At 72.7% G+C, this 24707-nt stretch carries 26 protein-coding genes and 1 tRNA gene; 12 read left to right on the top strand and 15 right to left on the bottom strand.

The genetic code is table 11. The features are described 5' to 3' along the window. Nucleotides 1-28: 28 nt before the first annotated feature. Nucleotides 29-1006 (bottom strand): FAD-dependent oxidoreductase, encoded by a 978-nt coding sequence (locus tag DSM112329_RS18245; RefSeq protein ID WP_354697982.1) that lies wholly within the window; start codon nucleotides 1004-1006, stop codon nucleotides 29-31. Between the two features lie 160 nt (nucleotides 1007-1166). Between DSM112329_RS18245 and DSM112329_RS18240 the strand changes: the two genes are divergently transcribed. Further along, nucleotides 1167-1697 carry a limonene-1,2-epoxide hydrolase family protein gene (locus tag DSM112329_RS18240; RefSeq protein WP_354697981.1) on the top strand — a complete coding sequence of 177 codons (531 nt, stop codon included), beginning with the start codon at nucleotides 1167-1169 and terminating at the stop codon, nucleotides 1695-1697. Between the two features lie 573 nt (nucleotides 1698-2270). Here the strand turns inward: DSM112329_RS18240 and DSM112329_RS18235 are convergent. Both DSM112329_RS18235 and DSM112329_RS18230 read right to left on the bottom strand, forming a co-directional pair. Then, nucleotides 2271-2343, bottom strand: a tRNA-Gly gene (locus tag DSM112329_RS18235). A 50-nt stretch (nucleotides 2344-2393) separates the two neighbouring features. After that, on the bottom strand, nucleotides 2394-2774 hold the full coding sequence (locus tag DSM112329_RS18230) for a hypothetical protein (RefSeq protein ID WP_354697980.1): 381 nt from the start codon (nucleotides 2772-2774) through the stop codon (nucleotides 2394-2396). A 66-nt stretch (nucleotides 2775-2840) separates the two neighbouring features. Here DSM112329_RS18230 and DSM112329_RS18225 point away from each other — a divergent pair, with 66 nt between their 5' ends. Beyond that, entirely contained in the window at nucleotides 2841-4028 is a 1188-nt protein-coding gene (locus DSM112329_RS18225) for a DNA polymerase IV (RefSeq protein WP_354697979.1), read from the top strand. Nucleotides 4029-4053: 25 nt separating this feature from the next. Here DSM112329_RS18225 and DSM112329_RS18220 read toward each other — a convergent pair whose 3' ends face one another. The 3 genes from DSM112329_RS18220 to DSM112329_RS18210 all read right to left on the bottom strand — a co-directional run bounded on the left by DSM112329_RS18220 (nucleotide 4054) and on the right by DSM112329_RS18210 (nucleotide 5797). Next, entirely contained in the window at nucleotides 4054-4431 is a 378-nt protein-coding gene (locus DSM112329_RS18220; RefSeq protein WP_354697978.1) for a hypothetical protein, read from the bottom strand. 100 nt (nucleotides 4432-4531) lie between these two features. Then, entirely contained in the window at nucleotides 4532-5008 is a 477-nt protein-coding gene (locus DSM112329_RS18215; RefSeq protein ID WP_354697977.1) for a hypothetical protein, read from the bottom strand. A gap of 126 nt (nucleotides 5009-5134) precedes the next feature. Further along, a complete protein-coding gene (locus DSM112329_RS18210; RefSeq protein ID WP_354697976.1) occupies nucleotides 5135-5797 on the bottom strand; it encodes a TetR/AcrR family transcriptional regulator in 663 nt (220 codons plus the stop codon). An 86-nt stretch (nucleotides 5798-5883) separates the two neighbouring features. Here DSM112329_RS18210 and DSM112329_RS18205 point away from each other — a divergent pair, with 86 nt between their 5' ends. Together DSM112329_RS18205 and DSM112329_RS18200 are read left to right on the top strand one after the other, a co-directional pair. After that, entirely contained in the window at nucleotides 5884-7185 is a 1302-nt protein-coding gene (locus DSM112329_RS18205; RefSeq protein ID WP_354697975.1) for an acyl-CoA dehydrogenase family protein, read from the top strand. Between the two features lie 16 nt (nucleotides 7186-7201). Next, the gene (locus DSM112329_RS18200; RefSeq protein WP_354697974.1) at nucleotides 7202-7966 is read left to right on the top strand and encodes a 3-oxoacyl-ACP reductase family protein; all 765 of its coding nucleotides are present in this window, start codon (nucleotides 7202-7204) and stop codon (nucleotides 7964-7966) included. Here the strand turns inward: DSM112329_RS18200 and DSM112329_RS18195 are convergent. From DSM112329_RS18195 to DSM112329_RS18170, 6 genes are all read right to left on the bottom strand, one after another. Next, nucleotides 7937-9553 carry an adenylate/guanylate cyclase domain-containing protein gene (locus DSM112329_RS18195; protein WP_354697973.1) on the bottom strand — a complete coding sequence of 539 codons (1617 nt, stop codon included), beginning with the start codon at nucleotides 9551-9553 and terminating at the stop codon, nucleotides 7937-7939. The two genes, DSM112329_RS18200 and DSM112329_RS18195, sit on opposite strands and share 30 nt — an antisense overlap. Nucleotides 9554-9808: 255 nt before the next feature. Next, nucleotides 9809-10609 carry an alpha/beta fold hydrolase gene (locus DSM112329_RS18190; protein WP_354697972.1) on the bottom strand — a complete coding sequence of 267 codons (801 nt, stop codon included), beginning with the start codon at nucleotides 10607-10609 and terminating at the stop codon, nucleotides 9809-9811. Nucleotides 10610-10722: 113 nt separating this feature from the next. Next, nucleotides 10723-12564 (bottom strand): ABC transporter ATP-binding protein, encoded by a 1842-nt coding sequence (locus DSM112329_RS18185; RefSeq protein ID WP_354697971.1) that lies wholly within the window; start codon nucleotides 12562-12564, stop codon nucleotides 10723-10725. A 27-nt stretch (nucleotides 12565-12591) separates the two neighbouring features. Next, the gene (locus DSM112329_RS18180; protein WP_354697970.1) at nucleotides 12592-13152 is read right to left on the bottom strand and encodes an HNH endonuclease; all 561 of its coding nucleotides are present in this window, start codon (nucleotides 13150-13152) and stop codon (nucleotides 12592-12594) included. 180 nt (nucleotides 13153-13332) lie between these two features. After that, nucleotides 13333-13746 carry a hypothetical protein gene (locus DSM112329_RS18175; protein ID WP_354697969.1) on the bottom strand — a complete coding sequence of 138 codons (414 nt, stop codon included), beginning with the start codon at nucleotides 13744-13746 and terminating at the stop codon, nucleotides 13333-13335. Nucleotides 13747-13800: 54 nt separating this feature from the next. Beyond that, nucleotides 13801-14058, bottom strand: a complete 258-nt coding sequence (locus tag DSM112329_RS18170; RefSeq protein ID WP_354697968.1) for a hypothetical protein — start codon at nucleotides 14056-14058, stop codon at nucleotides 13801-13803. 189 nt (nucleotides 14059-14247) lie between these two features. Here DSM112329_RS18170 and DSM112329_RS18165 point away from each other — a divergent pair, with 189 nt between their 5' ends. The 8 genes from DSM112329_RS18165 (at nucleotide 14248) to DSM112329_RS18130 (ending at nucleotide 21509) form a co-directional block, all read left to right on the top strand. Beyond that, nucleotides 14248-14646: a cytochrome c maturation protein CcmE gene (locus DSM112329_RS18165; protein WP_354697967.1), complete on the top strand. Its 399-nt coding sequence runs from the start codon at nucleotides 14248-14250 to the stop codon at nucleotides 14644-14646. Further along, entirely contained in the window at nucleotides 14647-16842 is a 2196-nt protein-coding gene (locus tag DSM112329_RS18160; RefSeq protein ID WP_354697966.1) for a cytochrome c-type biogenesis CcmF C-terminal domain-containing protein, read from the top strand. 35 nt (nucleotides 16843-16877) lie between these two features. Continuing rightward, nucleotides 16878-17264 carry a hypothetical protein gene (locus DSM112329_RS18155; RefSeq protein ID WP_354697965.1) on the top strand — a complete coding sequence of 129 codons (387 nt, stop codon included), beginning with the start codon at nucleotides 16878-16880 and terminating at the stop codon, nucleotides 17262-17264. 19 nt (nucleotides 17265-17283) lie between these two features. Then, entirely contained in the window at nucleotides 17284-17517 is a 234-nt protein-coding gene (gene secG / locus DSM112329_RS18150; RefSeq protein ID WP_354697964.1) for a preprotein translocase subunit SecG, read from the top strand. Between the two features lie 48 nt (nucleotides 17518-17565). After that, the gene (locus tag DSM112329_RS18145; protein WP_354697963.1) at nucleotides 17566-17958 is read left to right on the top strand and encodes a cupin domain-containing protein; all 393 of its coding nucleotides are present in this window, start codon (nucleotides 17566-17568) and stop codon (nucleotides 17956-17958) included. Next, a complete protein-coding gene (locus DSM112329_RS18140; RefSeq protein WP_354697962.1) occupies nucleotides 17955-18542 on the top strand; it encodes a putative glycolipid-binding domain-containing protein in 588 nt (195 codons plus the stop codon). Before DSM112329_RS18145 ends, DSM112329_RS18140 begins: the two co-directional genes overlap by 4 nt. A 103-nt stretch (nucleotides 18543-18645) precedes the next feature. Further along, nucleotides 18646-20580 (top strand): CocE/NonD family hydrolase, encoded by a 1935-nt coding sequence (locus tag DSM112329_RS18135; RefSeq protein ID WP_354697961.1) that lies wholly within the window; start codon nucleotides 18646-18648, stop codon nucleotides 20578-20580. Nucleotides 20581-20648: 68 nt separating this feature from the next. Next, a complete protein-coding gene (locus tag DSM112329_RS18130; protein ID WP_354697960.1) occupies nucleotides 20649-21509 on the top strand; it encodes an SDR family oxidoreductase in 861 nt (286 codons plus the stop codon). 7 nt (nucleotides 21510-21516) lie between these two features. Here DSM112329_RS18130 and DSM112329_RS18125 read toward each other — a convergent pair whose 3' ends face one another. The 3 genes from DSM112329_RS18125 to DSM112329_RS18115 form a co-directional block, all read right to left on the bottom strand. Continuing rightward, entirely contained in the window at nucleotides 21517-22578 is a 1062-nt protein-coding gene (locus DSM112329_RS18125; RefSeq protein WP_354697959.1) for an iron-containing alcohol dehydrogenase, read from the bottom strand. Between the two features lie 116 nt (nucleotides 22579-22694). Further along, entirely contained in the window at nucleotides 22695-23198 is a 504-nt protein-coding gene (locus DSM112329_RS18120) for a PaaI family thioesterase (RefSeq protein ID WP_354697958.1), read from the bottom strand. Next, nucleotides 23195-24619, bottom strand: a complete 1425-nt coding sequence (locus tag DSM112329_RS18115; protein WP_354697957.1) for an MFS transporter — start codon at nucleotides 24617-24619, stop codon at nucleotides 23195-23197. The genes DSM112329_RS18120 and DSM112329_RS18115 overlap by 4 nt, the downstream gene beginning before the upstream one ends. Nucleotides 24620-24707 lie beyond the last annotated feature (88 nt).

Raw genomic sequence — 24707 nt, 5'->3', positions numbered from 1 at the left:
CGCAGCCGCCGCGAGGGTGAGCGCGGGCTCAGGCTCCGTGCACGAGTGCAACGACATCGGCGGCGCAGCCCGCGGCGAGTGTCCAGCCGGAGCCGCCGTGGCCGTAGTCGACGACGAGGCGTCCGCGCGGGTGCGCCAGCGACTGCACCCGGACGTCCGGACGGCCCGGCCTCAGGCCCGCGCGGGCGTAGAGCACCCGGGCGCCCTGGAGTGCGGGCACCAGCGCGACGCAGCGCTCGACGATGTCCGTGACCTCCTCCGGAGTTGGGTCGAGCCGCTCGTCCCCCGGGTCGGCCCGCCCCCCGAGCAGCACGGTCCCGTCGGGGCGTGGGAGGACGTAGGTCGGCTGGGTGCCGCGCTCGTCGAGCAGCGCCGGGAGCGCGGCGGTCCCGGGGTGCGCGACCTCGACGACGACGCCGCGGAGTGGGAAGACCGTCGGGTCGTCGAGCAGCTCTCGGGCCGCGAGGCCCGGGCAGGCGACGACGACATCCGCCGCGTCGAAGGCCTCCTCGAGTGTGCGCACGCGGCGCCGCTCCACGCGGCCGCCCGCTTCGATCAGGCGCTCCTGAAGCCAGGCGAGGTGACGTGTGGTGTCGACGGACGGGACCCGCAGGACGCGCGACGCGCTCACGCCCGGCGGCCGCTCGGCCGGGGTGGCAGGGCGGCCGGCGCGGGGGGCGCAGGCCTCCCACGGATGCGGACGCGCGTCGTCCTCGACGACGAGGACGACGTCGAGGAGACGAACACCCGCGGCGGGGACGGCGTCCGCGAGGCACGCGTAGGCGTCGTAGCCCACGCGGGCCCAGCGGGCGACCGCCGCGGCCGGGCCGGCGCGGAACGGCGACCAGAGCCCGCCGGCGACGGCGGACACCGTGCGGGCCGCCTCGTCCGCGGCGAGGACGACCACGGGATGCCCTGCAGTGGCAAGCGCCAAGGCGGCGTTCAGGCCGACGACCCCCGCGCCGACGACGGCGACCGGCTCGCCTGCTGCTGCTTCCTGGCTCACCCCGCGGAGCCTCGCAGGTGCGCGTCGCCGGGTGGCGGGGCCGCCATCGTGGTCTAGGAGGCCTCGGGACTTCATTGTCCCGTATCTCACCGCACTCGGTGTCCGGCGGACTCGAGCGCCGCGTCTCCGGCCGAAGCGCTCCAGAGCGCCAGAGCGGTGAATGGAATACCCGAACCTCCACGGTGAAACATTGATCATTGTTGAAGGAGCATTCATCAACGGGTTAGGCTGGCCCGCGATGGTGGCCTCCAGACACGACACAACTGCGCAGGAAAGCGTTGACTACGCGCAACTTGCGACCCGCTTCTTCAGCCGCTGGGCGGTCTCCTTCGACGAGACGTGCGCCGCGTTCGAGTCGCTGCTGGCGCCGGCCTGCCGCTGGGAGCAACGTCCGCTCATGGTCACCAACACCCGGGTCGGCGCGCTGAGATTCCTCCGTCTGTCTCACCAGCTCCTCGGCCTCGAGACGATTGACGTCGAGCTGCCGCATCTGGTGGCCACCGGCAACGTCGTGCTGTGCGAACGCATCGACCATCTGCGCCGCCGCGACGGGTCGCTCATCGCCTCGGCCCGCGTGGCGGGAATCCTCGAGTTCGACGGCGACCATCTCGTCGCATGGCGCGAGCACTTCGATGCGGTCGGATTCGCGCTGCAGATGCCGCGCAACGCCCTGATCCGACGCGCCCGCTGAGCCATCGAGGAACAGGATCCCACCGTGGGAGCAACACGGACCACCGCTTAGCGGCAGCCGCGGTGCACCACAGGATGCGCCAGCCGTCACGTCGTGGGGCCACGGCGCCGTAGGCCAGACGGACTGCCCGTCGGAAGCGCCGGCGGGCGGTTTGCGCGTTCGGACCCACCTCGCAGCGATGAGCACCTTCGATCTCGTCGCGAGCCTTCTCGCTGGGCCTGCTGCCGGCACGATGTACGGCGTGATCGGGTCACCCTGGCCGCGTCATGGGACCGTTCGGCGACAGGCCAGCGCAAGATGTGACGGTGCGTGAGGTGGCGGACTGGCCGAAGGCCCTCGATGCGAAAGAGCTGGGTCCGCGGAACGTCACCCAGCACCGGCAGGCGCTCGTCTCGATCCTGAAGTACGGGATGCGCCCGGACACGTACGGCCTGGCGTCCATGCCGCCGGAGCGACGGACAAGCGCCGTGAGAATCCGCCGGCGCGGCTTGACTGCTCTGAGGTCGAGGAGGTGGAGGCGCTGGCCTGCGCGCCGGCAAAAGAAAACCCCGCGATTTTGCGGGGTTTTCCATAAGCGGGAGACGAGGCTCGAACTCGCGACCCTCAGCTTGGGAAGCTGATGCTCTACCAACTGAGCTACTCCCGCGTCCACGGAACCTTATCGGCTTCGCGGCCGATGGCTCGTCGCAGGTGCCGCTAGGACAGCGGTCGCCCGTTCCCGGGCACGCCGTCCGGTCCCGGGGTCTCGACCGGGACGCAGGACTCGGCGTGGAAGATCAGCGTCGCGAAGCGGTCGACCTGACCGGTCGCGATCCACCAGTCAGCCGCTTCGGTCCGGCCGGCGGCGGCGAGGGCGGCGACGGCTTCGTCGGCCGGGACGCTCCAGCCACCGCGACGGGTCTTCGCGAACCAGGCCCGCCCGCGGCTGCTGCCGATGCGGGCCTTGCCCTCGAAGCGGACGGCGTCGAACTCGATGCCGATCCAGGCCTCCTTGACCCAGTCGGGCGGGTTGCCGCCGGGATCCCCGATCACGCGGACGGTGACGAACTCGTCGATCGGGTGCGGGCGGCCAGTCATCCGACTGGGATCATCGCAGCCGCAGGCGCCCGGGGTCACCGGAACCAGGACGGTAGATTCGACCCGGTGGCCGTCCGTCGCGTGATCGCGCACCTCGACGCTGATGCGTTCTACGCGACCTGCCACGAGCTCAGCGATCCGTCGCTGCGTGGGCGGCCGGTGATCGTCGGGGGCTCGGGGCCGCGGTCGATCGTCACGACGGCGTCCTATCCGGCGCGCCGGTTCGGCGTCGGGTCGGCGATGCCGATGAGCCGCGCCCTGCGGCTGTGCCCGGCGGCGGTCGTGATCGCGCCCGATCGTGAGCTGTACACCAGCACGTCCCGGCGCGTATGGGAGCTGGCGAGCCGTGAGCTGGTGGCGGCCGGGGCGGTCTTCGAGTCCGACGACGGCCCGATCGCGCACCTCGAGCAGGCAGGGATCGACGAGGCCTACGCCGAGCTCGTGCAGATCGAGAAGCCGCTCGCGTTCCTGCGTGGCCTGATCGAGAAGGTGCGGGCGGAGACGGGAATCCAGCTGTCGGCGGGCGTGTCGCCGTCGCGCCTCATCTCGAAGATCAGCTCCGACCTCGAGAAGCCGGCGGCGTTCGTCGTCCTGTCGCGCGAGCAGGCCCGCGAGCGACTGGCGGGCCGGCCGCTGTCGATCATCCCCGGCATCGGGCCGAAGGCGGCGCAGACCCTCGAGCAGCTCGGGTTCCGGACGCTCGCCGACCTGGCCCGCGCGGAGGCGGACATGCTCGTGCGGACGTTCGGCGAGAGCCGTGGCAGCTGGCTGGCCCAGGTCGCCGATCTCAGCGTCGACGTCCCCCTGCAGCCGGTCCGCCAGCGCAAGAGCATCTCGAGCGAGCACACTTTCGAGGAGGACGTCGACCCCGACCCGGACGAGTCCAGCGGGGCCCCGGCACCGCTCCGCGAGCAGATCGCGAAGATGGCGGAGGAGGTCGCCGAGGGTGCGCGGCGCCGCGGGTTCCGGGGACGCAACGTGGCCGTGAAGATCCGCACCGGCGCGTGGCGCACCTACACGCGCGCGACGACCCTCCCGCACTACACGGACGACGCCGCGATCATCGCCGCGGAGGCGATGCGGCTGTGGGAGGAGCATCGGCCGGCGGAACCGGTCCGGCTGCTCGGCGTCCGCCTGGGCTCGTTCGAGCACGTCGAGCGTGCCGGCCTGGACGACACCGGCCGCCCGGCGTCGCAGCAGCTGCAGCTCTCGCTCGATTCGGCGCCGGACGCGTCCGCCCCCGAACCTGGCTGAGCGCCGCGCCGGCCGCGGATGCGCCTCAGTGGCCCGCGCCGGCCCCCGCCGATGACGCTTCCTCCCGGCGGCCCAGGTACGCACGCAGCGGCCAGAACAGGAAGACCAGGACCCACTCGAGCACCTTGCCGACCGCCCACAGCGGCCAGGCGACGACGACCAGGAACAGGAACGCCGGGTAGACGAGGACCAGGCAGAACTGCAGGAACTGCTTGATGCCGGCCGGGTGGCCGTCGGCCATCGCGAGGACGACCCGCGGGTCGGCGAGGGTGGCGGCGCCCCGCGGCCACGCGGTGTCCGTGCTGCGACGGCCCTCACGCTCCCGGTCCGGTCGCGCCTCGGCGACGTCGGTCCCGCGCCGCGGGCGGGGCGGCTGGTCGTTGCGTCCGGCGTTCGTGTCCATGAGGAGGGACGATGACGGGCCGCGTCCCAGACGACATTGGGGGTGCACCCCCGAAGTTTGCGCGTCCCCCGGAGCTACCCCGGACGCGGAGGGTGCGGGCCTAGGCGGCGGCGGCGTCGCTCGCGTTCGCCGCGCGTGGCGCGGGGTCCGCGGTGGCGGCGACGCTGCGGACCGACCAGCCGGCGCGCAGCAGGCTGCGTGCGCCGACCGATGCCGCGGCCTGGGTGGCTGACGTTCGCAGCGTGCTCCCGGCGGCGCCGAGCCAGCCGGCCACGGCCAGGACGCGGTCGGCGTCCGCCTGGTCGCCCGGTGCGTGCGCGACGGCCTCGGCGGCCTGCGCGCGGTAGCTGGTGTCGGCGACCGCGACGAGCATCGACCCCGTCCGCGCTGCGGTCGCGAGCAGGTCGTGCGCGACGTCGTCGGCGACCGCGGGGGTGAGCGTGCCGGCGGTGAGCTCCTCCAGTCGCGTGAGCGTCCCGTTCAGCTCGGCCAGCAGCCGGTGCGCCTCGTCGCGCTGCTCGGCCTGGGTGCGGGCGGCGCCGTCGGTCGTGGGGCAGGCGGGGACACGGGCGATCATGGCGTGATCATCGTCGGACGGATCCTGTCGGCACCTCACCCGATCGCATGGTTGGTTGGTCGGAAGCCGTCCTACCATCGGTCATCCGATCGATCGCCCGCTTTCCGGCGCGGGCACAGCACGAGGTCAGCGCGACGTGCTGCGCGTGGATCGCCGCAGGCGAGCGGTCTGGGGTGAGACCGGGGCCCCGAGCAGCGCGGCGACGAGGTCGGTCAGGTGGCTCGTGAAGAGGCGCTGGTCGTTGCGCCGCGTCTCGTGCGCGCGCCGGGCGAGCTGCGTGTGCGTGAACTGCATGGCGGTGAAGCGACGGTGCAGCTCGACGCCGCCGGGCGCCATGAACGGGGTCACGAGGGCGCGCCAGCGCGCGGTGCTGTCGCTGGGGTCCTCGCCGCCGATCCAGGCGACGACCGGCTCAGGCCGGGTGACGAGATCGGCCATCACCTGGAGATACCCGGGACCGCCGGCCGGGTCCGTCAGCTTCGCCGCGAGCGGCCGCACGTAGGCTGCTGCCAGCTGCCACAGGTCCCCGTCGCCGTCCGCCTCCAGGGCGTCCAGCAGCGCATGTCGCCGCGCGTCGACGTCGGGACGGTGCTTGTCCAGGATCGCCTGGATGACCCCGGCGCGGTCACGCAGGTGGTACTGCACGGCGCTCGCGTTGCGGGCCCCGGCCGCCACGCCGATCTCACGCAGGGACACCGCCTCCACGCCGCGGGCGAAGAACAGCTCCTCCGCTGCCGCGACGAGTCGGGCGCGAAGGTCAGGCGTGGTGTCGCGGGCGGCGGCGGGCATCGGTCGCGAGTCAATGTACCTGACTTGACATTCAATGCAAGTGCATTAGATTGGACGGTGACCGTTCGACGAGAGGGAGCATCGCCATGGCCTGGGACTTCAGCACCGACCCCGATTTCGAGGAGCAGCTCGCGTGGATGCGCGACTTCGTCCGGGAGGAGATCTGGCCGCTGGACACCGTCTACGGCGAGCTCGACCAGGACCAGGTCGACGCCATCTACGCGCCACTGCAGGAGCGCGTCAAGGAGCGCGGGCTGTGGGCGGCGCACCTCGACCCCGAGCTCGGTGGCCAGGGTTTCGGCCAGGTGAAGCTCGGACTCATGCACGAGATCCTCGGCAGCTCGCCGTTCGCGCCGAACGCGTTCGGCTGCCAGGCCCCCGACTCCGGCAACAGCGAGATCCTCGCCCTCGTCGGAACGCCGGAGCAGAAGGACCGTTGGCTGCACCCGCTGCTCGCCGGCGACCTGAAGTCCGCTTTCTCGATGACCGAGCCGCACACCGCGGGCAGCGATCCCACCCTGCTCACCACGCGCGCGGTCCGCGACGGCGACGAGTACGTCATCGACGGTCACAAGTGGTTCTCCTCGAACGCGTCGATCGCCGACTTCCTGATCGTGATGGCGGTCACCGATCCCGACGCGCGGCCGCATCAGCGGGCCACGATGTTCATCGTCCCGGCCGACACCCCGGGCGTGAACATCCTTCGCGACGTCTCGACCATGGAGCACCCGCAGGAGGAGTACGGCAAGCTCGGCGGCCACGCGGAGATCCTCTACGAGAACGTCCGCATCCCGGTCGAGAACCGGCTGGGGGAGGAAGGTGCCGGCTTCCTGATCGCGCAGCACCGCCTCGGGCCCGGCCGCATCCATCACTGCATGCGCTGGCTGGGCGTCGGGCAGCGGGCGTTCGACATGCTCTGCGAGCGCGCGCAGTCCCGCTACGCGAGCGGCAGCCTGCTGGCGGACAAGCAGACGGTCCAGAACTGGATCGCCGACAGCGCCGCGCAGATGCAGGCCGCCCGGCTGATGACCCTGCACGCGGCCTGGAAGATGGACACCCAGGGGGCGAGCGCGGCGCGCACCGACATCTCGCTCATCAAGTTCTTCGGCGCCGGCGTCATGCACGACGTCGTCGATCGTGCGCTGCAGGCGCACGGGTCGCTGGGCTACTCGACCGACATGCCGCTCGAGGCGATGTACCGCTTCTCGCGTGGCGCGCGCTTCTACGACGGGCCGGACGAGGTCCACCGCCAGTCCGTCGCGCGGCAGCTCCTGCGCGGCTACAGCGCGCCCGTCGACGGCATCCCGTCCGAGCACGTCCCGACGCGTCGCGCGGCGGCCCGCGAGAAGTTCCAGCACATCCTCGTCGCCGCGACGGCGAACGACTGACGGACGACCGGGTCGCGTGCCGGACTCGACGGAAGGCCGGCCGCTCGCCGGCAAGGTCGCGCTGGTCACCGGCGCCAGCCGCGGCATCGGGCGGGCGATCGCGCTGCGGCTGGCCGCCGACGGGGCGGCAGTGGCGGTCAACTACGCGACCAGTCCCGACCGGGCGGACGACGTGGTCGCGGCCATCGCCGCGGCGGGCGGCCGTGCCGTCGCCGTCCGGGCCGACGTCGGCGATCCGGAGGCCGTCGACCGGCTGTTCGACGTCGTCGAGCGCGACCTCGGCCGGGTGGACGTCCTCGTCAACAACGCCGGCATCCACCGCGGCGGCCGCATCGACGCGCTGGCGATCGCCGACTTCGACGCCGTCGTACGCACGAGCCTGGGCGCGACCTTCCTCTGCGCCCGCCGTGCCGTCCCGCTCATGCGCGCCGCGGGGTGGGGCCGGATCGTCTCGATCTCCAGTCCGGCAGCGGTGCGTGCGTTCCCCGGCGACGTCGCGTACGGGGCGGCGAAGGCCGCGCAGCTCGGGCTCACCCGCTGCCTCGCTGCGGAGGTCGCCGGCGACGGCATCACCGTCAACGCGGTCCTGCCGGGCTTCGTGGAGACCGACATGACCGCGTCGCTGTCGGACAGGAGCCGGGCGCACATCGCGCGCTCGATCCCCGTCGGCCGCAGCGCCGATCCGGCCGAAATCGCTGCGGGGGTCGCGTTCCTCGCCGCGCCGGCGTCCGCCTACATCACCGGCACGGTGCTACCCGTCGACGGCGGCATCGTGCTCTGAGCCGCCGCGGGAGTCGCCGCCGGCCGCGGCACCGGGTTCGGGCGCGAAGACGCGGACCGTCGTCGACTTCCCCTTGAGGACCAGGCCCGGCCGCTCGACGACGGCCACCGGCTCACGGGAGAGCAGCGCACGCGTGTGCTCGGTCACGAGCAGCATGTCCCCGGTCTCGCGGGTGGCGGACTCGACCCGGGCCGCGACGTTCACCACGTCGCCGATGACGCTGAACTCCAGGCGGCCTGCGCCGCCGACGTTCCCGGCGACCACGCTGCCCGAGTTCAGGCCGATGCCGATCGGCAGCATCCCGTCGCTGACGAGGTCGACCACCGCGAGCGCGGCGGCCAGGCCGGAGTCGGCGTGGTTCTCGAGTCGCTGCGGGGCGCCGAAGACCGCCAGCAGCCCGTCCCCGACGAACTTGTCCACGCGGCCGCCGTGCTCCTGGATGACCGGGATCACCTGCTCGAACAGGCCGTTGAGCGCGGTGAGGACCTCGGGCGCGGGCGTGTCCTCAGCGAACGCCGTGAACCCGCGCACGTCCATGAACATGATGGTGACCTCGACGACCTCGCCGGTGAGGTCGACGCCTTCGCTCACCACCCGCTCGGCGACCGCGGGGTCCATGTAGATCCCGAGCGCGGTCCGCATGCGGTCGCGCTCGGCGAGCCCGTCGACCATGCGGTTGAACCCGAGCTGCAGCTTGCCGATCTGCGTCCCGTCGTACACGGGGACGTGCACGTCGAAGTCGCCCTCCTGGACCGACTGCAGCGCGCGACGCACGCCCTCGACCGGGTCCGCGGTGGCGCGCGCGGCGAGGACGACGGCCAGCAGGCCGATGACCAGCGCGATCCCGCCGAGGCCGATCATCGTCACCTCGAGCTGGTCGCCGGCAGGACCGCCGGCGCGCGCGCTGACGCCGACGGCGACCAGGCCCAGGACCGGGACGCCGGACCCGAACGCCCACGCCAGCACGGCGCGGGTGCCGACACCCGGTACGGCGAGGCGATCGGGGACGGCCTCGGCGAGCGCGCGCGAGGCCGCCTTGCGCAGGATCCGCTCGACGAGCAGGTAGGCGCAGGCCCCCGTCGTGATGCCGGTCACGGCGACCGTGAACGCCACGGTCGCCGCCAGGGCGCCCGAGAAGCCCGTGTTAAGCACGCCGAACAGGACCGCCGCGCCGAACCAGAGTGCGACCTGGAGCCGGAACAGGACCAGCGGCGCGGTGATGACCAGACGCTGCATGGCCTCGTCCGCCGGGGCGTCCGACCGCAGCCAGGCGACCAGGCCCCGGAGCCGCCGCAGGCCGAGCACCACGCCGATCGTGATCGCCGCGGTGATGTAGGTCGCCGCTGTCGCGGCGTTCACCGCGCGGACCTGACCGACGTCGTCCACCGCGGGCAGCGGCAGGATCAGGTAGGTCACGGCGAGGACGGCGACCGATCCGATCAGGTTGGCCACGACGATCGCGAAGATCAGGACGGCGGCGATGGCACGGGCGAGGTCGTCCCCGCTCTGCTCGTCCTCCGGAGATCGCAGGAACGTCGCGACGGTGGCCCGGAGGGTGGTGGTCGAGGCCGGCGACGGTGCAGCCACGTGCGGACCCTACCCCGCACCGGGGCCCGGGCGTCGGCTGCGGCGGAAAGTTCAGGGTGCGCCCTCGGGTGTGCCCCGCGGTGCGCAGCCGGGCCTGAGCGCCGCGCCGTCATCGAACGTCGGTTCCCCCGCGGTCCAGGGACGGGGAAACCGCCGCTCGGCGCTGCGCCGGGCGCCGCGGCACGCGAGCGTCGGAAACCCCGCGTCCACGGACGGGGAAACCGACGTTCGGCGGCCGGGCGAGCGGACGTCGCGCTACGTGGTCTGCGCGTGCAGGAACGCCACGGCGTCCCCGATGACCTCGTCCTTGTTCGTCTCGTTGAAGATCTCGTGCATCGCGCCCGCGTAGGCCTTCTCGGAGACCTTGTCGGTCCGCAGCCGCTCGACCGCCTCCGCCGTCACGGGGTACGGCGCCAGCGGATCCTGGTCGCCGTGGAGCCAGAGGGTGGGGAGGTCGAGCTTCGGGCCCTGCGCGATCGTGTCGACGGCGCCGAAGATCGTCTCGAGCGTCTTGCGCGCGAGCGGGCCGTGGTAGACCAGGTCGTCTGCCGCGTACGCCTCGCCGACGCTTGCGTCGCGGGAGAGGGCGGCCGGGTCCAGCGGCACCTCGGGGAGCGGGTCCATCGCCAGCAGCGCCTCGAAGCCCGGGTTGCCGCCGATGACCGGCGCCGACAGGACCAGGGCGGTCAGCTCATCCATGTACCGCTGCGCGAACCGCGTCGCGATGATGCCGCCGAGCGAGTGGCCGATGAGGACGACCGGCAGGCCAGGGTGGCTGCCGCGGGCCAGCTCGGCGGCGAGGTGCAGGTCGTCGACGTAGGCCTCGACGTCCTCGACGAGGCCGCGCTCGCCGGCCGACAGGCCGTGGCCGTAGTGGTCGGGCGCGTAGACGGCGGCACCGTCGGCGACCAGCGCGGCGGCGACGTGGTCGTAGCGGCGCGCGTGCTCGGCGATGCCGTGGGCGAGCAGCGCGATGTAGCGCGCGTCTGAGTCGTCCCAGACGTGCACGTGGTAGTCGCCGTGGCTGCCCTGCAGGACGTCAACGGTGGGGGTCATGTCGGGTGGGTCTCGCTTTCGGGAGTGGTCGACCACGACGCTATCCCGCGGTCCGCGTGCGAGCGCCCCACCGGGTGGCGAGCCTCACCCTCCGATGGGGAGAGCCGCCGGCGTCAGGCGGAGTCGGTGACGGCCTCGCCGATCTGCACGGCCCACAGCCCTGCGTACCGCCCGCCCGCGGCGACGAGCTCGTCGTGGGTCCCGGACTCGACGACGGCCCCGGCCTCGAGCACGTGGATCCGGTCGGCGTGTCGGACGGTCGACAGGCGGTGGGCGATCACGATCGTCGTGCGCCCGGCGCTGACGGTCCGCAGGGAGCGCTGGATCGCCGCCTCGGTCTCGGTGTCGACGGCGGCGGTCGCCTCGTCCAGCAGCAGGACGGCCGGGTCGCGCAGGATCGCGCGCGCGAGTGACAGGCGCTGCCGCTGCCCGCCGCTCATCCGCATCCCGCGCTCGCCGACGAGGGTCGACAACCCGTCCGGGAGGCCGTCGACGAAGGTCAGCGCCTCGGCCGCCGCCAGTGCGCCGCGGACCTCCTCGTCGGACGCACCCGGACGCCCGTAGGCCACGTTCTCGCGGATCGTCCCGCTGAACAGGAACACGTCCTGCGCGACGTAGCCGAGCGCGCCGCGCAGCGACTCGAGCCGCAGCGAGGGCAGCGCGGCGCCGTCGAGGGTGATGGCCCCGGCCGTGGGGTCCTCGAGGCGCAGCAGCAGCTTGACGAGCGTGGACTTGCCGGCACCGGTCGGGCCGACGATCGCGTGTGTCTCACCCGCGGGGACGTCGAGGTCGACGCCGCGCAGGACCTCGACGCCGGACGCCTGGGAGTGCTGGTAGGCGAACCGCACCCCGTCCAGCCGCACCGCGCCGGCCACGGGGGCGGCGAGCGTGTCCGTCCCCCCGACGATCCGCGCCGGGACGTCGAGCAGGTCGAGGATCCGGCGGGTGGACGCCATGCCGCGCTGGTACAGGTCGAGGACCTCGCCGAGCTGGGTCAGCGGCCACAGCAGGCGCTGCGTCATGAACACCAGGACGCTGAACGCCCCGACCTCGAGCCTCCCGTCGAGCGCCGCCTTGCCGCCGATCACGAGCGTCGTCGTGAAGCCGGCCAGGATCGCCATGCGGATCAGCGGGACGAACGCGCTGGACACCCGGATCGCGATGCGGTTCGCGTCGCGGTACTCGAGCGAGGCGGTGCTGATGCGCGCGACCTCGCGGTCCTCGGCGGTGAACGACTTGATCGTCGCGAGGCCCGCGAGGTTGTTCGCCAGCACGCCCGCGACCGCGCCCGCCTTCTCACGGACCGTCGCGTACAGCGGCTCCAGGCGCTTCTGGAACCGCAGCGAACCGAGGGCGATGACGGGGATGGGGAGGAAGGCCAGCACCGCCAGCAGCGGCGAGATGACGACGAACACGATCCCGACGAGGATCACGTTCATGACGGTGAGGATGATGTCGTTGGCGCCGACGTCCAGGAACCGCTCCATCTGGTTGACGTCGTCGTTGAGGACGGCGAGCAGGTCACCGGTCTCGCGGTCCTCCAGCGCACCCAGCTCGAGCCGCTGGACGTGGGTGTAGGCGTCCATCCGCGCCTCGTGCTCGATCGTCTGCGCGAGGGAGCGCCAGCCGACGGCCGCCAGGTACTCGGTCGCGGACTCCAGGATCCAGACGAAGAGGTTGATCGCGGCGAGCACGAGCAGCTGGTGGAAGCGGTCCTCGACGCCGAACACGTCGCTGACGATCGAGCCCTCGCCGCGGACGACGACGTCGACGGCGACGCCGATCAGCAGCTCCGGGGCGATGTCGAAGATCTTGTTCGCGATGCTCCAGGTGGCCGCGATCCGCGCCGAGCGCCGGTGCGGCTCGGCGTACCGGATGAGGCGGCGCAGCGGGCTGGCCTCGTCGGCGACCGGAGGGGTCACGGCAGCGGTGGGGGAGGCGGGGACGTCAGGCATGCCTGACACACGATGGCAGCCGGGCGCTCAGCCGAGCGATGCGCCCTTGCGCTGGTTGCACGGCGCGCACAGCACCTGGAGGTTCGCGGGCGTGCTGGAGCCGCCCAGCGCCAGCGGGATGACGTGGTCGAACTGCAGCTCGAACGTCGCGCCGCAGTCCACGCAGGATCCTCCGTCGCGCTCGAACACGGCCAGGCGGATGGCGCGGGGGATGGCCTCGCGGCGGGGCGCCCGTCCGTCCGGGGGCGTGCCGGGCGACCGCTTCTCCTCCTCCTGCGCGAGGACGGCCCGCGCCCGCTCGAGCCGGCGGCGGGACCGCACGTCGCGGTCGGTCACCAGCGCCAGCACGTCATCCGCGTCGAGGCCGTCGTCCTCGCGGTAGAAGCGGCCCGAGTACAGCCAGTACCGCGCGCGGCCGTCGTCGAGCAGCAGGACGGGATCGTCGTCCGCCGCCCGCAGCAGCCGCCGGACCTGCCGCGCGGACCAGCGCGCGCTCGACACCTGCCGGCCCGACTCGAAGCGCCACCGGCGCCCGAGCAGGGACCGGCCGTCGCCGACGAGGGCGCCGTCCTTCACCTCGCGGAGCATGGCCCGAGTCCTACGCCGACGTCCCGACGTCATGCACGCGACGTTGCGCGCGCCCCGCCCTGCGAAGTGACCGGGCGGCAGCGCTGCAGCGGCCCGCGACCGCGGCTTCACCCGCGTCCGTGCCGAGGCGCCCCAGCCGCCCGCGCGGTACCTCCCGTGCGGCGGTCCACCCGTCCCGCGTCAGGACGGCAGCGGCGAGCCGGCGAGCAGGAAGAACCACGCGCCGAAGCAGGTCAGGGCGGCGCCGACGCTGATGACCATGACGACGTCGAGCACGGTCCGCGGGTGGCTCGAGTCGCGGCTCTCGCGCAGCGACCGGTGCCACGGCAGGTTCACGCGGACCTCGGGAGTGGTGTGGGTGACGCGCCCGTAGTAGCGGTTGAGGCTGCCCAGCAGCCGGCCGACGAGCATCATCGAGACCGGGATGCCGACGATCAGCAGGACGTACGGGCCCATCGACGGCTGTGAGGACTCGACCGACTGCGAGACCACGTAGATCCAGCCGAACGGGATGCCCAGCCACATGACGACGCTGCCGACCGCCATCACAGCGATCAGCGAGACAGCGACGAGCTTGTTCCCCTGGCCGAGCATGCACCGCAAATGATACGGGACCGTTCAAATTGCCGCCCACTGCCGGGCGGGCGACTACCAGGCCTGGCCGGTGCCGCAGTGCGGGCAGGTGACGCCGGTCGACACGGGCGCCTCGAAGACGTACCCGCAGCCGCAGCCGTAGGTCGCGTTGTCGACCGGTCCGCCGGAGCTGCGCAGGCGGCGCTCGGCGGCAAGCGGATCGGTGCCGCGGGTCCGCGGGGTCGGGCCCGGCGGAACCTGCGGAAGGGCGGCGGGCCGCGCGCGCGGGCGGGCGGTGGGGCGGCGGTTGTCGGTGGTTCGGCTGAGTCGCATGATCAGGAGGTCCTCGTCCCCCTAGACGCCTGAGCGCCGGGAAAGTTTCCACCCCGATGTTCGGCAGCGCACCCGTCGAACTTGATGCCGCCGGACGCCTGGGGCGACCCGCGCCGACCGCCTCCGCCCACCGCGCGGATGCCCGGTGACGCGAAAGGGCCGCCGGGTCTCGTAGACTTCACGACGCCCATGGACCCCGCCCGCAAGCGCACCGTACGCCTGATCGTCGCCCTCACCGCCGCCATCTTCCTGGCGGGGGGCCTGATGTACACGAGCTTCAGCGCCGGTGACCCCTCGGTCACCCCCAGCAAGCTCGCGGCCAGCGCGGTTCCGGGCAAGTCCTACCAGGTGACCGGCAAGGTCTCGGCCTGGAAGAAGCAGGGCTCGGTGCAGCGCTTCATGCTCCGGGACCGCGACGGCGCCCGCGCCGTCCCCGTCACCTACGACGGCCCGGTTCCGGACCCGTTCCGTAACGGCCGTGAGGTCATCATCACGGTCCGCAAGCAGGGCACCGCCTTCGTGGGCGAGAAGGACTCGCTGATCACGAAGTGCCCGTCGAAGTACGAGAACAAAGACACGCCGGCCTAGATGGACAGCGCCACGCTTGGCCGCGCCACGCTGATCCTGGCGTTCGGCGTCGCGCTCTACGGCATCGGCGCCGCCGTCCACGCCGGTCGCTCGCAGAACCGCGACTGGGCCGCCTCCGCCCGTCGCGCGGTCTACACGCTCGCCGCGCTGTCGACCGTCGCCTTCGCGATCCTCGAGCTCGCGTTCCTGCGGTCCGACTTCAGCTTCGCCACGGTCGTCTCACACTCGTCGACGACGACGCCCACCGGTTACAAGGCCGCCGCTGCCTGGTCCTCCCAGGAGGGCTCGTTGCTGCTGTGGCTGTGGCTCCTGTCGCTGTGGTCCAGCCTCGTGCTCTACCTCACGCGCAACCGCATGCGGGACGTGACGCCGTACGCCACCGCCGTCCTCGCCGTCTTCGCCGCGTTCTTCGCCGGCCTGCTGGTCTTCGCCGCGTCGCCGTTCCAGACGCTGGCCACGGTCCCGACCGAGGGCGCCGGCCTGAGCCCGCTGCTGCGGCACCCGGGCATGATGATCCACCCCCCGATGCTGTACTCGGGGTACACGCTCTTCACGGTGCCGTTCGCCTTTGCGGTCGCGGCGCTGCTGGTCCGCCGGGTCGACGCCGAGTGGATCACGGCCACGCGCAGGTTCGCGCTCGCCGCATGGTTCTTCCTGGGGATCGGCATCGTCCTCGGCGCGCGCTGGTCCTACTCCGAGCTCGGCTGGGGCGGCTACTGGGCCTGGGACCCGGTCGAGAACGCCTCGCTGCTGCCCTGGCTCACCGGCACCGCGTTCCTGCACTCGTTGATGATCCAGGAACGCCGCGGGATGCTGAAGGTCTGGAACGCGTCGCTGATCCTGGCCACCGGCACGCTCGCGATCATGGGGACGTTCCTCGTGCGCAGCGGCATCCTGGACTCGATCCACGCCTTCGGCGCGTCGACGCTGGGGACGCCGTTCGTGATCTTCATCGCCGTGCTGATCGCCGGGTCGATCGGCCTCGTCGTCTCCCGCCGCGACTCGCTGCGGTCCGAGAACCGGCTCGACTCGCTGCTCTCGCGCGAGTCGGTGTTCATCGCGAATAACCTCGTCCTGGTCGGCCTTGCGTTCGTCACGTTCTGGGGGACGTTCTTCCCGCTGATCTCCGAGGCGGCCACCGGCACGAAGTCCGCCGTCGGACCGCCGTGGTTCGACCGCTACACCGTCCCGCTGGCGCTGCTGCTCGTTCTCCTCAGCGGCATCGGTCCCGTCATCGCCTGGCGGCGTGCGACCGCGGTCAACGCCCGCCGGAACTTCACCGCTCCGCTGTTCGGCTCGCTGGCCATCGCGGTGGCGCTCGTCATCCTGACCCCGGCCGAGACCCGGCCCTACGCCCTCGGGATGTTCTTCTGCGGCGCCTTCGTCTTCATCACCGTGGGCCAGGAGTTCGTCCGCGGGGTGCGGGCCCGCCGTGCCATGGCGGGCGGCTCCGTCCCCGTCGCGTTCGTCGCGATGATCCGGCGCAACCGCCGGCGCTACGGCGGCTACATCGCCCACGTCGGCTTCGCGACGATCCTCGTCGGCGTCGCCGCGTCTTCGGCGTTCCAGCACGCCAAGGACGTCCAGCTGGTCCCGGGGCAGACGGCGAAGGTCAACGGCTACACGTTCTCGTACGCGAAGGCGACCGGGCAGATCGTCACCAACGGCGGGCGCCTGGAGCGCATCGAGTTCGGCGCGGTGATGCGGGTCACCAAGGACGGCGAGCGCGTCGCGACGCTGCGGCCGAACCGCGGGTACTACCCGGTCAACGCCCCCGCCGTCCCGATCAGCAGCGCGTTCGACGGCGAGGCGACGTCCGAGGTCGGCATGAAGGCGGGCCTCGGCCGGGACGTGTGGATGGCCGTCCAGCCCGACCTCGGCGCGCTGCGCCCGTACATCGAGCAGCAGGACACGCGCCTGAACGAGGCCGTCAAGGCCGCCGGGACCGTGAACCCGGCGCGCTTCGGCGAGGTCCGCGGCGCGATCTTCGCGGAGGTCATCCGGCGCTACGTGAACAACACCCCTCCGGCGACGTTCCGCGTGATCGTCTCGCCGCTGGTGATGTGGATCTGGATCGGTGCGTTCATCACCTTCGGCGGCGGCCTGATCGCCATGTGGCCGGCCCCGGACGGCGTCCGTCGGCGGGCGCGTGGCCGGTACGCGGCCCGGGTCGCGAAGGAGCTTGGTCGCGCCTGACCGTCGGCGGGTCCTCTAGGGTCCGCCTCCTCGCCGTGGAACCGCTGATCGTCATCGCTGTGCTCGGGCTGGTCGTGTGGGTGGTGAGCGCCCCGATCCGGAATGCCCGTGCGGGCGGCGGGGAGGACCGCGTCGCCGTCGAGCGCGACGGCCTGCTCGCCGCGAAGGAGGCGAAGTACCGTGAGATCCGCGAGCTCGAGCTCGACCATCGCACGGGCAAGCTGAGCGACGAGGACTTCCGGGCGCAGGACCGCGCCAGGCGGGCCGAGGCGATCGAGATCCTGCGAGCGCTCGACGACCTCGGCGCCGACGACGACGATCCACCCGCGCCGGCGCGCGCTGCGCCGGCCGGTGACGCGGCGACCGCCGAGGTCGACGCGGACGCCGACGCGGCGCAAGCAGTGGACGCACCGCGCGCCTGACCGGCTACCATCTGCGGTCGTGGAAACGATCCTCTCCGTCCTGCAGGTCGCGATCTCGGTCGGCCTGATCTTCCTCGTGCTCATGCACTCGGGCAAGGACGCCGGCCTCTCTGGTGCCTTCGGCGTGGGTACGGGTGCCGGTCCGCTTGGCGGCGGCTCGCTGGTCGAGCGCAATCTGAACCGCTGGACCGTCGCCTTCGCGGTCGTGTTCTTCCTGAACACGATCCTGCTGCTCAAGAAGCCCTGGGAGTAGTCCCCGGGGCTGGTTCCCGGTGTCGTGCGGTCGGGTAGGTTCGGCCGCATGAGCAGCTATACGCACAAGAACCTCGCCGACGTCGAGGACGCGGCAGCCAAGCAGGGCTTCGGCGACGGCTTCTCCGCCCGGTTCGCCGCCGACGCGCTCGACTGCGAGAGGACCGGGTTCGCGCTGGAGACCCTCGAGCCGGGCCGGAAGGTGCCCTTCGCGCACCGCCACCACGAGGCGGAGGAGGTCTACGTGGTGCTCGCAGGGAGCGGCCGGATGCTGCTCGACGGCGAGGTCCGGGACCTCGCGAAGCACGACGCGATCCGCGTCAGCCCTGGCGTCGCTCGCAGCTTCGACGCCGGCGACGAGGGGCTCGAGCTGCTCGTCTTCGGCCCGCGGCACGAGGGCGACGGCGAGCTCCTGCAGATCGACTGGCCGGAGGGGTCATGACCGCCGCCGCCCTGCCGCACCAGGTCGCCTGGCGGCACGGCACCTCGCGGGAGGGCATCGAGGTCGCCTTCCTGCACCGCTCCAGCCACGGCTACCTGATCGACGGCCGGACGGTCGCCGTCGAGGACGGGCACGGCTGGGCCGTCCGGTACCACATCGCCCTCGACGCCCAGTGGCAGCTGCGGCATGCCGTCGTCACCACTTTTGCCGACGCCGACCCCGAGGAGCGGATGACGACGCTCGACTACGACGGCGACGGCCGCTGGCGGGTCGACGGCCTCCCTGCGCCGCAGCTCAAGGGCTGCCTGGACCTCGACCTGGAGTGCTCGGCGCTCACCAACGCGTTCCCGGTCAGGCGCCTGTCCCCGGGGGTGGGGGACGAGTTCGACGCCCCGGCGGCCTACGTCCGGATCGCGGCCGAGGCGCCGCGGCGCGCGGACCAGACGTACCGGCGCATCGACGACGAGGACGGCCGCTCGCGCTACGACTACCACGCGCCCGAGTTCGACTTCCAAGCGGTCATCGAGTACGACGGGTCCGGCTTCGTCGTCGCGTATCCGGGCATCGCCGACCGCATCGTCTGAGCCCGCGGAGGTCGGTCCTGGACTCGGGGCCGTCCTGCGTGTTACCGTTGCGAACATGGGTGTTCGCAGATCGGTGGCAGCGTTCGGAGTACTCCTCGCAGCGATGCTTGCCGGTCCCGCCGTCGCGGGCGCGGCGCGGGTGCAGCAGGACCTGACGTTCACCGCCGGGGACGGCGTGCGCCTGCACGCCGCGGTCAGCGGAGAGGGTGACCTGCGGCCCCGTCCCACCATCATCGAGTTCAGCCCGTACGCACCCGGGTGCTGCGGGACCGACTGGGGCGAGGGGTACAACCTCGTCCAGGTGCACGCCCGCGGCACCGGCCGCAGCGAGGGCGTCTGGGGTGCCGTCGGCCCCCGCGACCAGCGGGATGTCTCCGAGTTCCTCACGTGGGCGTGCCGGCAGCCGTGGAGCAACGGGCACCTGGGTCTCTACGGCTTCTCCGCCAGCGCGATCGCCGTCTACAACTCGCTGCACCTGCCGATGGACTGCGTCGACGCGGCCTCGCTCGGGGCCGGGACCTCTGACCTCTACCGCGACCTCCTGTACCCGGGTGGCGTCACGAACTTCGTCCCGGCGACGGCGGTGGGGGCCGCGGTCGGCGGGCTGCTGCTCGGCAGCGGACCACAGCGGACGCTCGAAGGCGGGCTGCTGCAGACCGTGCAGTCCGGGGTCGGGCTGCTGGGGACGTTCGTCGACATCCTGGGCAATCCCACGCTCAACGACTACTGGATCGGTCACACCCAGCGGCCTGGCCCCAACCGGTTCCCGATCCTGGCCGGCACGAGCTTCTACGACCCCGAGGCGCGCGGTCCCTTCGAGAGCTTCCAGATGGTCCGGCGCGCGCATCCCGGGACGCACCTGCTGGTCATGGGCGCGCACGACGGCTACCCGGCCGGCACCGCGGGCGCCGAACCCGAGTACCGGCGCTGGTTCGACCGCTACCTGCTCGGCAAGGCGAACGGCATCGACCGCGAGCCGCCGGTGCAGCTGTACCTCGGCAACGGCAGCCAGCCCGAGCTGCGGGCCGGCCGCTTCACGCGCTACGCCGCCAAGGACTGGCCTGTCCCCGGCACGAAGTGGCAGCGCATGTTCCTGGACCCCGCCCGCGCCGGCGGACCGGCCGCGAACACGCTCAACGCGGGGTCGCTCGCCGCGGACCCGCCCGCCGCCCAGACGCGGCAGAACTACGCGGCGATCGCTTCGCTGCCCACGGCCAGCGACCCTCAGACCAGCTCGGTGCTCGGGATCCAGGGTCCGTTGACGGACCTGGCGCTCGCCGCTCCGGGGGCGCTGAGCTTCACGGGGCCGCCGCTCGCGTCCGCGGTCAACGTCGCGGGCCCGGCCTCGCTGAACGTGTTCCTCGCCAGCAGCGCGCCCGAGTCCGTCATCCACGCGATCGTGGCGGACGTCTTCCCGGACGGCCGCGCCTTCGCTGTCGGCGTCGGTCGGCTGCGGACGACCTTCCCGGACATCGACCGCTCCCGGTCGCTGATCGACGCGGCCGGCGAGGTGGTCCAGCCGTACGGCGTGTACGACCGCAAGCAGCCGGCGACTCCGGGGCAGACCCGCGAGTACCACGTCGAGTTCTGGCCGGTCGGCAACCGCTTCGCCGCCGGGCACCGCATCCGTGTCTACCTGACCGGGATCTCGGGCTACATGCTTCCGGGTACGCCGGCGATCAACACCGTCGCGCTCGGCGGGAGCACCCCGTCGCGGTTCCTGCTGCCCGTGCTCCCGGACAGCGCGGCCAAGGGGGCCGGGGACGCGGCGCTCGCAGCGGCGTCACGGTGCGTCAGCAAGCGCCGGTTCACGATCCGGCTGCGGCAGCCGGCCGGCCGCGCGCTGCGGTCCGCCCGCGTGACGCTGAACGGACGCGCGGTCCGTGTCGCGCGGAAAGGTGGCCGGATGACCGCGGTGATCGACCTCCGCGGCCGCTCGAGCCGCAAGGTCACCGTGCGCGTCGTGGCGCGGACCGCCACCGGCCGCCGCGTGACCGAGACGCGCACGTACCGTCCGTGCGTCGACCGCCCCTCCTGACCGCGCAGCCCACCGCCCGCCCGCCCGCTCGTCCATCCATTCATCCGTTCACCGAGAGATCAGTCGTCATGCCCTCAGCCCCCCGCACCGTCACCGACAAGCGCTGCTTCATCACCGGCGCCGCCAGCGGCATCGGCCGCGCCACCGCGATCGCGACCGCTGCCCGCGGCGGCCGCGTCCTGCTGACGGACATCAACGCCGCCGGCCTCGAGGAGACGGCAGCGCAGATCACCGCGAGCGGCGGCACCGTCGACTACGTGAAGGCGGTCGACATCTCCGATCACGCGGCGGTCGTGGCGATGGCGGCGGAGATCCACGACGCCCACGGCAGCATGGACGTCGTGATGAACGTCGCCGGGATCTCGATCTGGGGTGCGGTCGAGAACCTCGAGCACGAGCACTGGCAGCGGCTGGTCGACATCAACCTCATGGGGCCGATCCACGTGATCGAGTGCTTCGTCCCGCCGATGGTCGAGGCCCGGCGCGGTGGTCACCTGGTCAACGTCTCGTCCGCCGCAGGGCTGTTCGGGCTGCCGTGGCACGCGGCGTACAGCGCGACGAAGTTCGGCCTGCGCGGCATCTCGGAGGTCCTGCGCTTCGACCTTCGCCGGCACGGCATCGACGTGCACCTGGTCTGCCCGGGCGGGGTCGACACGCCGCTGGTGGGGACCGTCGAGATCGCGGGCGTCGACAAGGACGACCCGAAGATGCGCAAGATGGTCCAGCGGTTCCAGGCGCACGCCGAGTCGCCGGACAGCGTCGCAGGGTCGATCCTCGAGGGCCTCGAGAAGGGGCGCTACATGGTCTTCACCTCGCGCGACATCCAGGTGGGCTACTTCTTCCAGCGCAAGTTCGCGCTCCCGTACGAGCTGGTGATGCGCGTGATGAACGACCAGCTGACGAAGGTCGCGGGCTACGGTCGCCGCTGACCCGGCGTCACCACGCGGCGCGGTAGATCGCGAGCAGCTCGTCGCGGTCGGCGGCGGGCGGGGTGTGCTGCAGCTCGGCGCGGCCGGCCGCGGCGTCCGCGCACTTCTCCAGCGCTTCCTCGTCGACGCCGAGGTCGCGGATCCGGGCGGCGCCGGCGCGGGCGGCCAGCCGCGCGGCGAGTGCGTCGACCGCCTCGCCGCAGGCGTCGTCGAGGCCGGCGAAGGCGTCGGGGAAACGGCGCCTGAGCGCCGCGATCGTGTGGGGCAGGACGACGGCGTTCGCGGGACCGTGGGCGGCGCCGCCGACGCGCACCAGGGTCTGGGAGCAGACGTGCGAGAGGCCGTACCAGGCGGCATCGATGCCGTAGCCGGACAGGAACGCGGCCAGCGCGAGGGCATCGCGATCGGGCTCGACCGGGGCTCCGCCGGGTGTCGATGACAGGTGTGCGGCCTGATCGCCGCCGGAGCTGTCATCGGCGCTCCCCGTGCGGTAGGCCGCGGCGGTCAGGCGGACGGCCTCCAGCGCGGCGAGCGTCGGGACGGGGGAGGCCAGCGTCGTCACCGGCGCCTCGACGGCGTGGGCGAGCGAGTTGGCGGCCGAGGCGGCGAGCTCGGCGTCCGGCTGCGAGGCGCTGAGGGCCGGATCGTTGATCACCACGCGCGGCCGCACGCCGGACACGCCGCTGACCCCGGCCGGCAGGCGGTGGACCTTCGTCATCTCGGCCGCGCTGAGGGTGGTCGGGATCGCGCCGGCGTGGCGCCCGGTCGCCGCGGCCAGGGCCTTCGCGGTGTCGATGACGCGGCCCCCGCCGAGCGCAACGAGCAGCCCGTCCCCTTCAGGCAGCCCGTCGGCGAGCAGCTCGGCGGCGATCTCGTCGACGAGCCCCGGCCGGACGTCGAGCACGTGCGCGGCACCGCTGACGACGGCCGGCGCCGCGTCCCGGCCGCGGTCCGTCGTCAGCAGCACGTAGTCGTCGCCGAGAAGCGCGGGCGCATCGGCGATCGCGCCACGGCCGAACCGCAACGTCCGCTCGCCGTCCTGCCAGGTGAAGGGTGCAGTGCTGACCATGCCCCGACCCTAGCCTTCACGCGCCGGGCGCTGAACGTCGGTTTCCCCGCGCGTGGGGACGGGGGAACCGACGTTCGATTCCCGGGAGGGTGGGGGCGGACGACGGGCGACGCGCGTCAGCGGGGCTTGAGGATCAGGCAGGTCGTCGTCGCGTGGGCCAGTAGCCGGCCGTCCGACGCTGCGACCAGGCGCCCCTCGGCCGTCGCCACCGTCCCGCCGCGGTGGATGACCTTGCCCTCGGCCTGCAGCTCACCGTCGTCGGCCGACACGCCGCGGACGAAGTTGATCTTCAGCTCGAGGGTCGTGTAGCCGACGCCGACCGGGAGGGTGGTGTGGATCGCACAGCCCACGCACGAGTCCAGCAGGGTCGCGATCGCGCCGCCGTGGATCGAGCCGATCGGGTTCAGCATCCACGGTGCGGCGTCGGCGGCGAAGACCACGCGGCCCTCCTCGACGACGGGGACCCGCAGGCCCATGAGTGCGCCGATCGGCGGCTCCGGAAGCTCGCCGGCGGCGATCGCCTGCCAGATCTGCAGGCCGGACATCGTCGCCGTCGCCTGCCACGTCGGCGTCGGATCCTGCCAATCGAAGGTGCGCGTGCCCGCGCCGGGGGGAGTCATGCCACCACCTCAGCAGCCGCGACCGCAGGGGGCCCGCCCGGCGCGGCGGCGGCCTCTGCGGACGACGGGCCGGCCGCGGGTGCCGGCAGCCGCCCCATCGACCAGAGGCTGACCGCGGCCGCCGCCGCGAACCCGAGCATCAGCATCCACGCGCCGTCGAACGCGGCCGCGTCCAGGTTCGACCCGAGCACCGGCACGAGCAGGGCGACGCCGACCGCCGACCCGAGCTGGCGCCCCATCGTGATGAGCGCCGCACCGGTCGCGAAGCGGGCCGCCGGCAGCGACGCCGCCGCCGCCGCGGTCAGGGACGGGTTGACGAGTCCGACGCCGGCGCCGCCGATCATGAACCCGGGCAGGAAGTCCGTCGCGTACGCGTGGTCCGCGGACAGGAACAGCAGCCACCAGGCAGCGCCGAGCCCCATCAGCGCCGCGCCGACCGTGCCGACCAGCCGGTTCCCGTAGCGGGCGCCGAGCCGTGCGCCCGGGACGCTGAACAGGGCTGCCGTCGCGGGCCCGGGGGCGACCATCAGCCCGGCGCGCAGGGTGTCCTCGCCCCAGACGTTCGTGAGGAAGAGCACCGTCCCCAGCAGCATCGCCGAGAACGCGACGAAGAACAGCGTGCCGCCCAGGATCGCGAGGCTGAACGTCCGGACGCGGACGAGCGCCGGCTCGATGACCGGCACCGGGTGGGTGCGCGAGCGCTGGACCACGACCGCGAGCAGGGCGGCGGCCGCCGCGAAGGCGCCGATGACCCGGCCGCTGGCCCAGCCCCAGTCCTCGCCCTTGACGATGCCGCCGACGAGGGTGGCGACGCCGAGCGCCAGCGCCACAGCGGCGATCAGGTCGGGTCGGACGGCCGCGGGGTCGCGGGTCTCGCGCAGGATGCGGCTGCCGGCGATGATCGCCGCGATGCCGATCGGCAGGTTCACGAGGAACACCCAGTGCCAGCTGAGCTGCACCAGCAGCCCGCCGATCGGAGGACCCGAGGCGGCCGCGACACCGCTGGCGGCCGCCCAGATCCCGATCGCCACCGGGCGCTTCTCCGGCGGGAACTCGGGGAGCAGAAGCGCCAGCGACGTCGGCATCAGCATGGCTGCGCCCGCTGCCTGCAGGACACGGGCCGCGACCAGCAGCTCGACCCCGGGGGCGAACGCGCAGAGCGCACTCGCGAAGGTGAAGAGCGCCAGCCCGGAGAGGTAGACGCGCTTGCGGCCGATCGCGTCGGCCCAGCGGCCCGCAGGCACCAGCAGCGCGGCGAACACGATCGCGTAGGCGCTGAGCACCCACGACACCGCGCCGAGGCTCGAGCCCTCGAAGTCGGACTGGATGTCCGGGAAGGCGATGTTCACGATGAACAGGTCGAGGCTCGCGACGAACACCCCGACACAGACGACCGACAGGACCTGCCACCGACGTTCCATTCCGACTCCCAGTGCGCTGCTTGCACGTTGCTTGACGAAACGCACTGTACGACTTTGCGTTGCATGACGCAACTTGCCTGCGCTAGAG

The sequence above is a fragment of the Paraconexibacter sp. AEG42_29 genome, assembly GCF_040581415.1.
Classification (GTDB): domain Bacteria; phylum Actinomycetota; class Thermoleophilia; order Solirubrobacterales; family Solirubrobacteraceae; genus Paraconexibacter.
This window is presented reverse-complemented; position numbering and strand designations above follow the sequence as displayed.

Bases quoted from the DNA above. Each gene is read 5' to 3' on its own strand.
- DSM112329_RS18230 (WP_354697980.1), bottom strand. From the start codon at position 2,774: ATGACTGGCCGCCCGCACCCGATCGACGAGTTCGTCACCGTCCGCGTG.
- DSM112329_RS18190 (WP_354697972.1), bottom strand. From the start codon at position 10,609: ATGACCCCCACCGTTGACGTCCTGCAGGGCAGCCACGGCGACTACCAC.
- DSM112329_RS18160 (WP_354697966.1), top strand. From the start codon at position 14,647: ATGGACAGCGCCACGCTTGGCCGCGCCACGCTGATCCTGGCGTTCGGC.
- DSM112329_RS18135 (WP_354697961.1), top strand. From the start codon at position 18,646: ATGCTTGCCGGTCCCGCCGTCGCGGGCGCGGCGCGGGTGCAGCAGGAC.
- DSM112329_RS18170 (WP_354697968.1), bottom strand. From the start codon at position 14,058: ATGCGACTCAGCCGAACCACCGACAACCGCCGCCCCACCGCCCGCCCG.
- DSM112329_RS18185 (WP_354697971.1), bottom strand. From the start codon at position 12,564: ATGCCTGACGTCCCCGCCTCCCCCACCGCTGCCGTGACCCCTCCGGTC.
- DSM112329_RS18175 (WP_354697969.1), bottom strand. From the start codon at position 13,746: ATGCTCGGCCAGGGGAACAAGCTCGTCGCTGTCTCGCTGATCGCTGTG.
- DSM112329_RS18210 (WP_354697976.1), bottom strand. From the start codon at position 5,797: ATGCCCGCCGCCGCCCGCGACACCACGCCTGACCTTCGCGCCCGACTC.
- DSM112329_RS18215 (WP_354697977.1), bottom strand. From the start codon at position 5,008: ATGATCGCCCGTGTCCCCGCCTGCCCCACGACCGACGGCGCCGCCCGC.
- DSM112329_RS18130 (WP_354697960.1), top strand. From the start codon at position 20,649: ATGCCCTCAGCCCCCCGCACCGTCACCGACAAGCGCTGCTTCATCACC.
- DSM112329_RS18120 (WP_354697958.1), bottom strand. From the start codon at position 23,198: ATGACTCCCCCCGGCGCGGGCACGCGCACCTTCGATTGGCAGGATCCG.
- DSM112329_RS18165 (WP_354697967.1), top strand. From the start codon at position 14,248: ATGGACCCCGCCCGCAAGCGCACCGTACGCCTGATCGTCGCCCTCACC.
- DSM112329_RS18140 (WP_354697962.1), top strand. From the start codon at position 17,955: ATGACCGCCGCCGCCCTGCCGCACCAGGTCGCCTGGCGGCACGGCACC.
- DSM112329_RS18115 (WP_354697957.1), bottom strand. From the start codon at position 24,619: ATGGAACGTCGGTGGCAGGTCCTGTCGGTCGTCTGTGTCGGGGTGTTC.
- DSM112329_RS18240 (WP_354697981.1), top strand. From the start codon at position 1,167: ATGGAATACCCGAACCTCCACGGTGAAACATTGATCATTGTTGAAGGA.
- DSM112329_RS18180 (WP_354697970.1), bottom strand. From the start codon at position 13,152: ATGCTCCGCGAGGTGAAGGACGGCGCCCTCGTCGGCGACGGCCGGTCC.
- DSM112329_RS18220 (WP_354697978.1), bottom strand. From the start codon at position 4,431: ATGGACACGAACGCCGGACGCAACGACCAGCCGCCCCGCCCGCGGCGC.
- DSM112329_RS18125 (WP_354697959.1), bottom strand. From the start codon at position 22,578: ATGGTCAGCACTGCACCCTTCACCTGGCAGGACGGCGAGCGGACGTTG.
- DSM112329_RS18145 (WP_354697963.1), top strand. From the start codon at position 17,566: ATGAGCAGCTATACGCACAAGAACCTCGCCGACGTCGAGGACGCGGCA.
- DSM112329_RS18205 (WP_354697975.1), top strand. From the start codon at position 5,884: ATGGCCTGGGACTTCAGCACCGACCCCGATTTCGAGGAGCAGCTCGCG.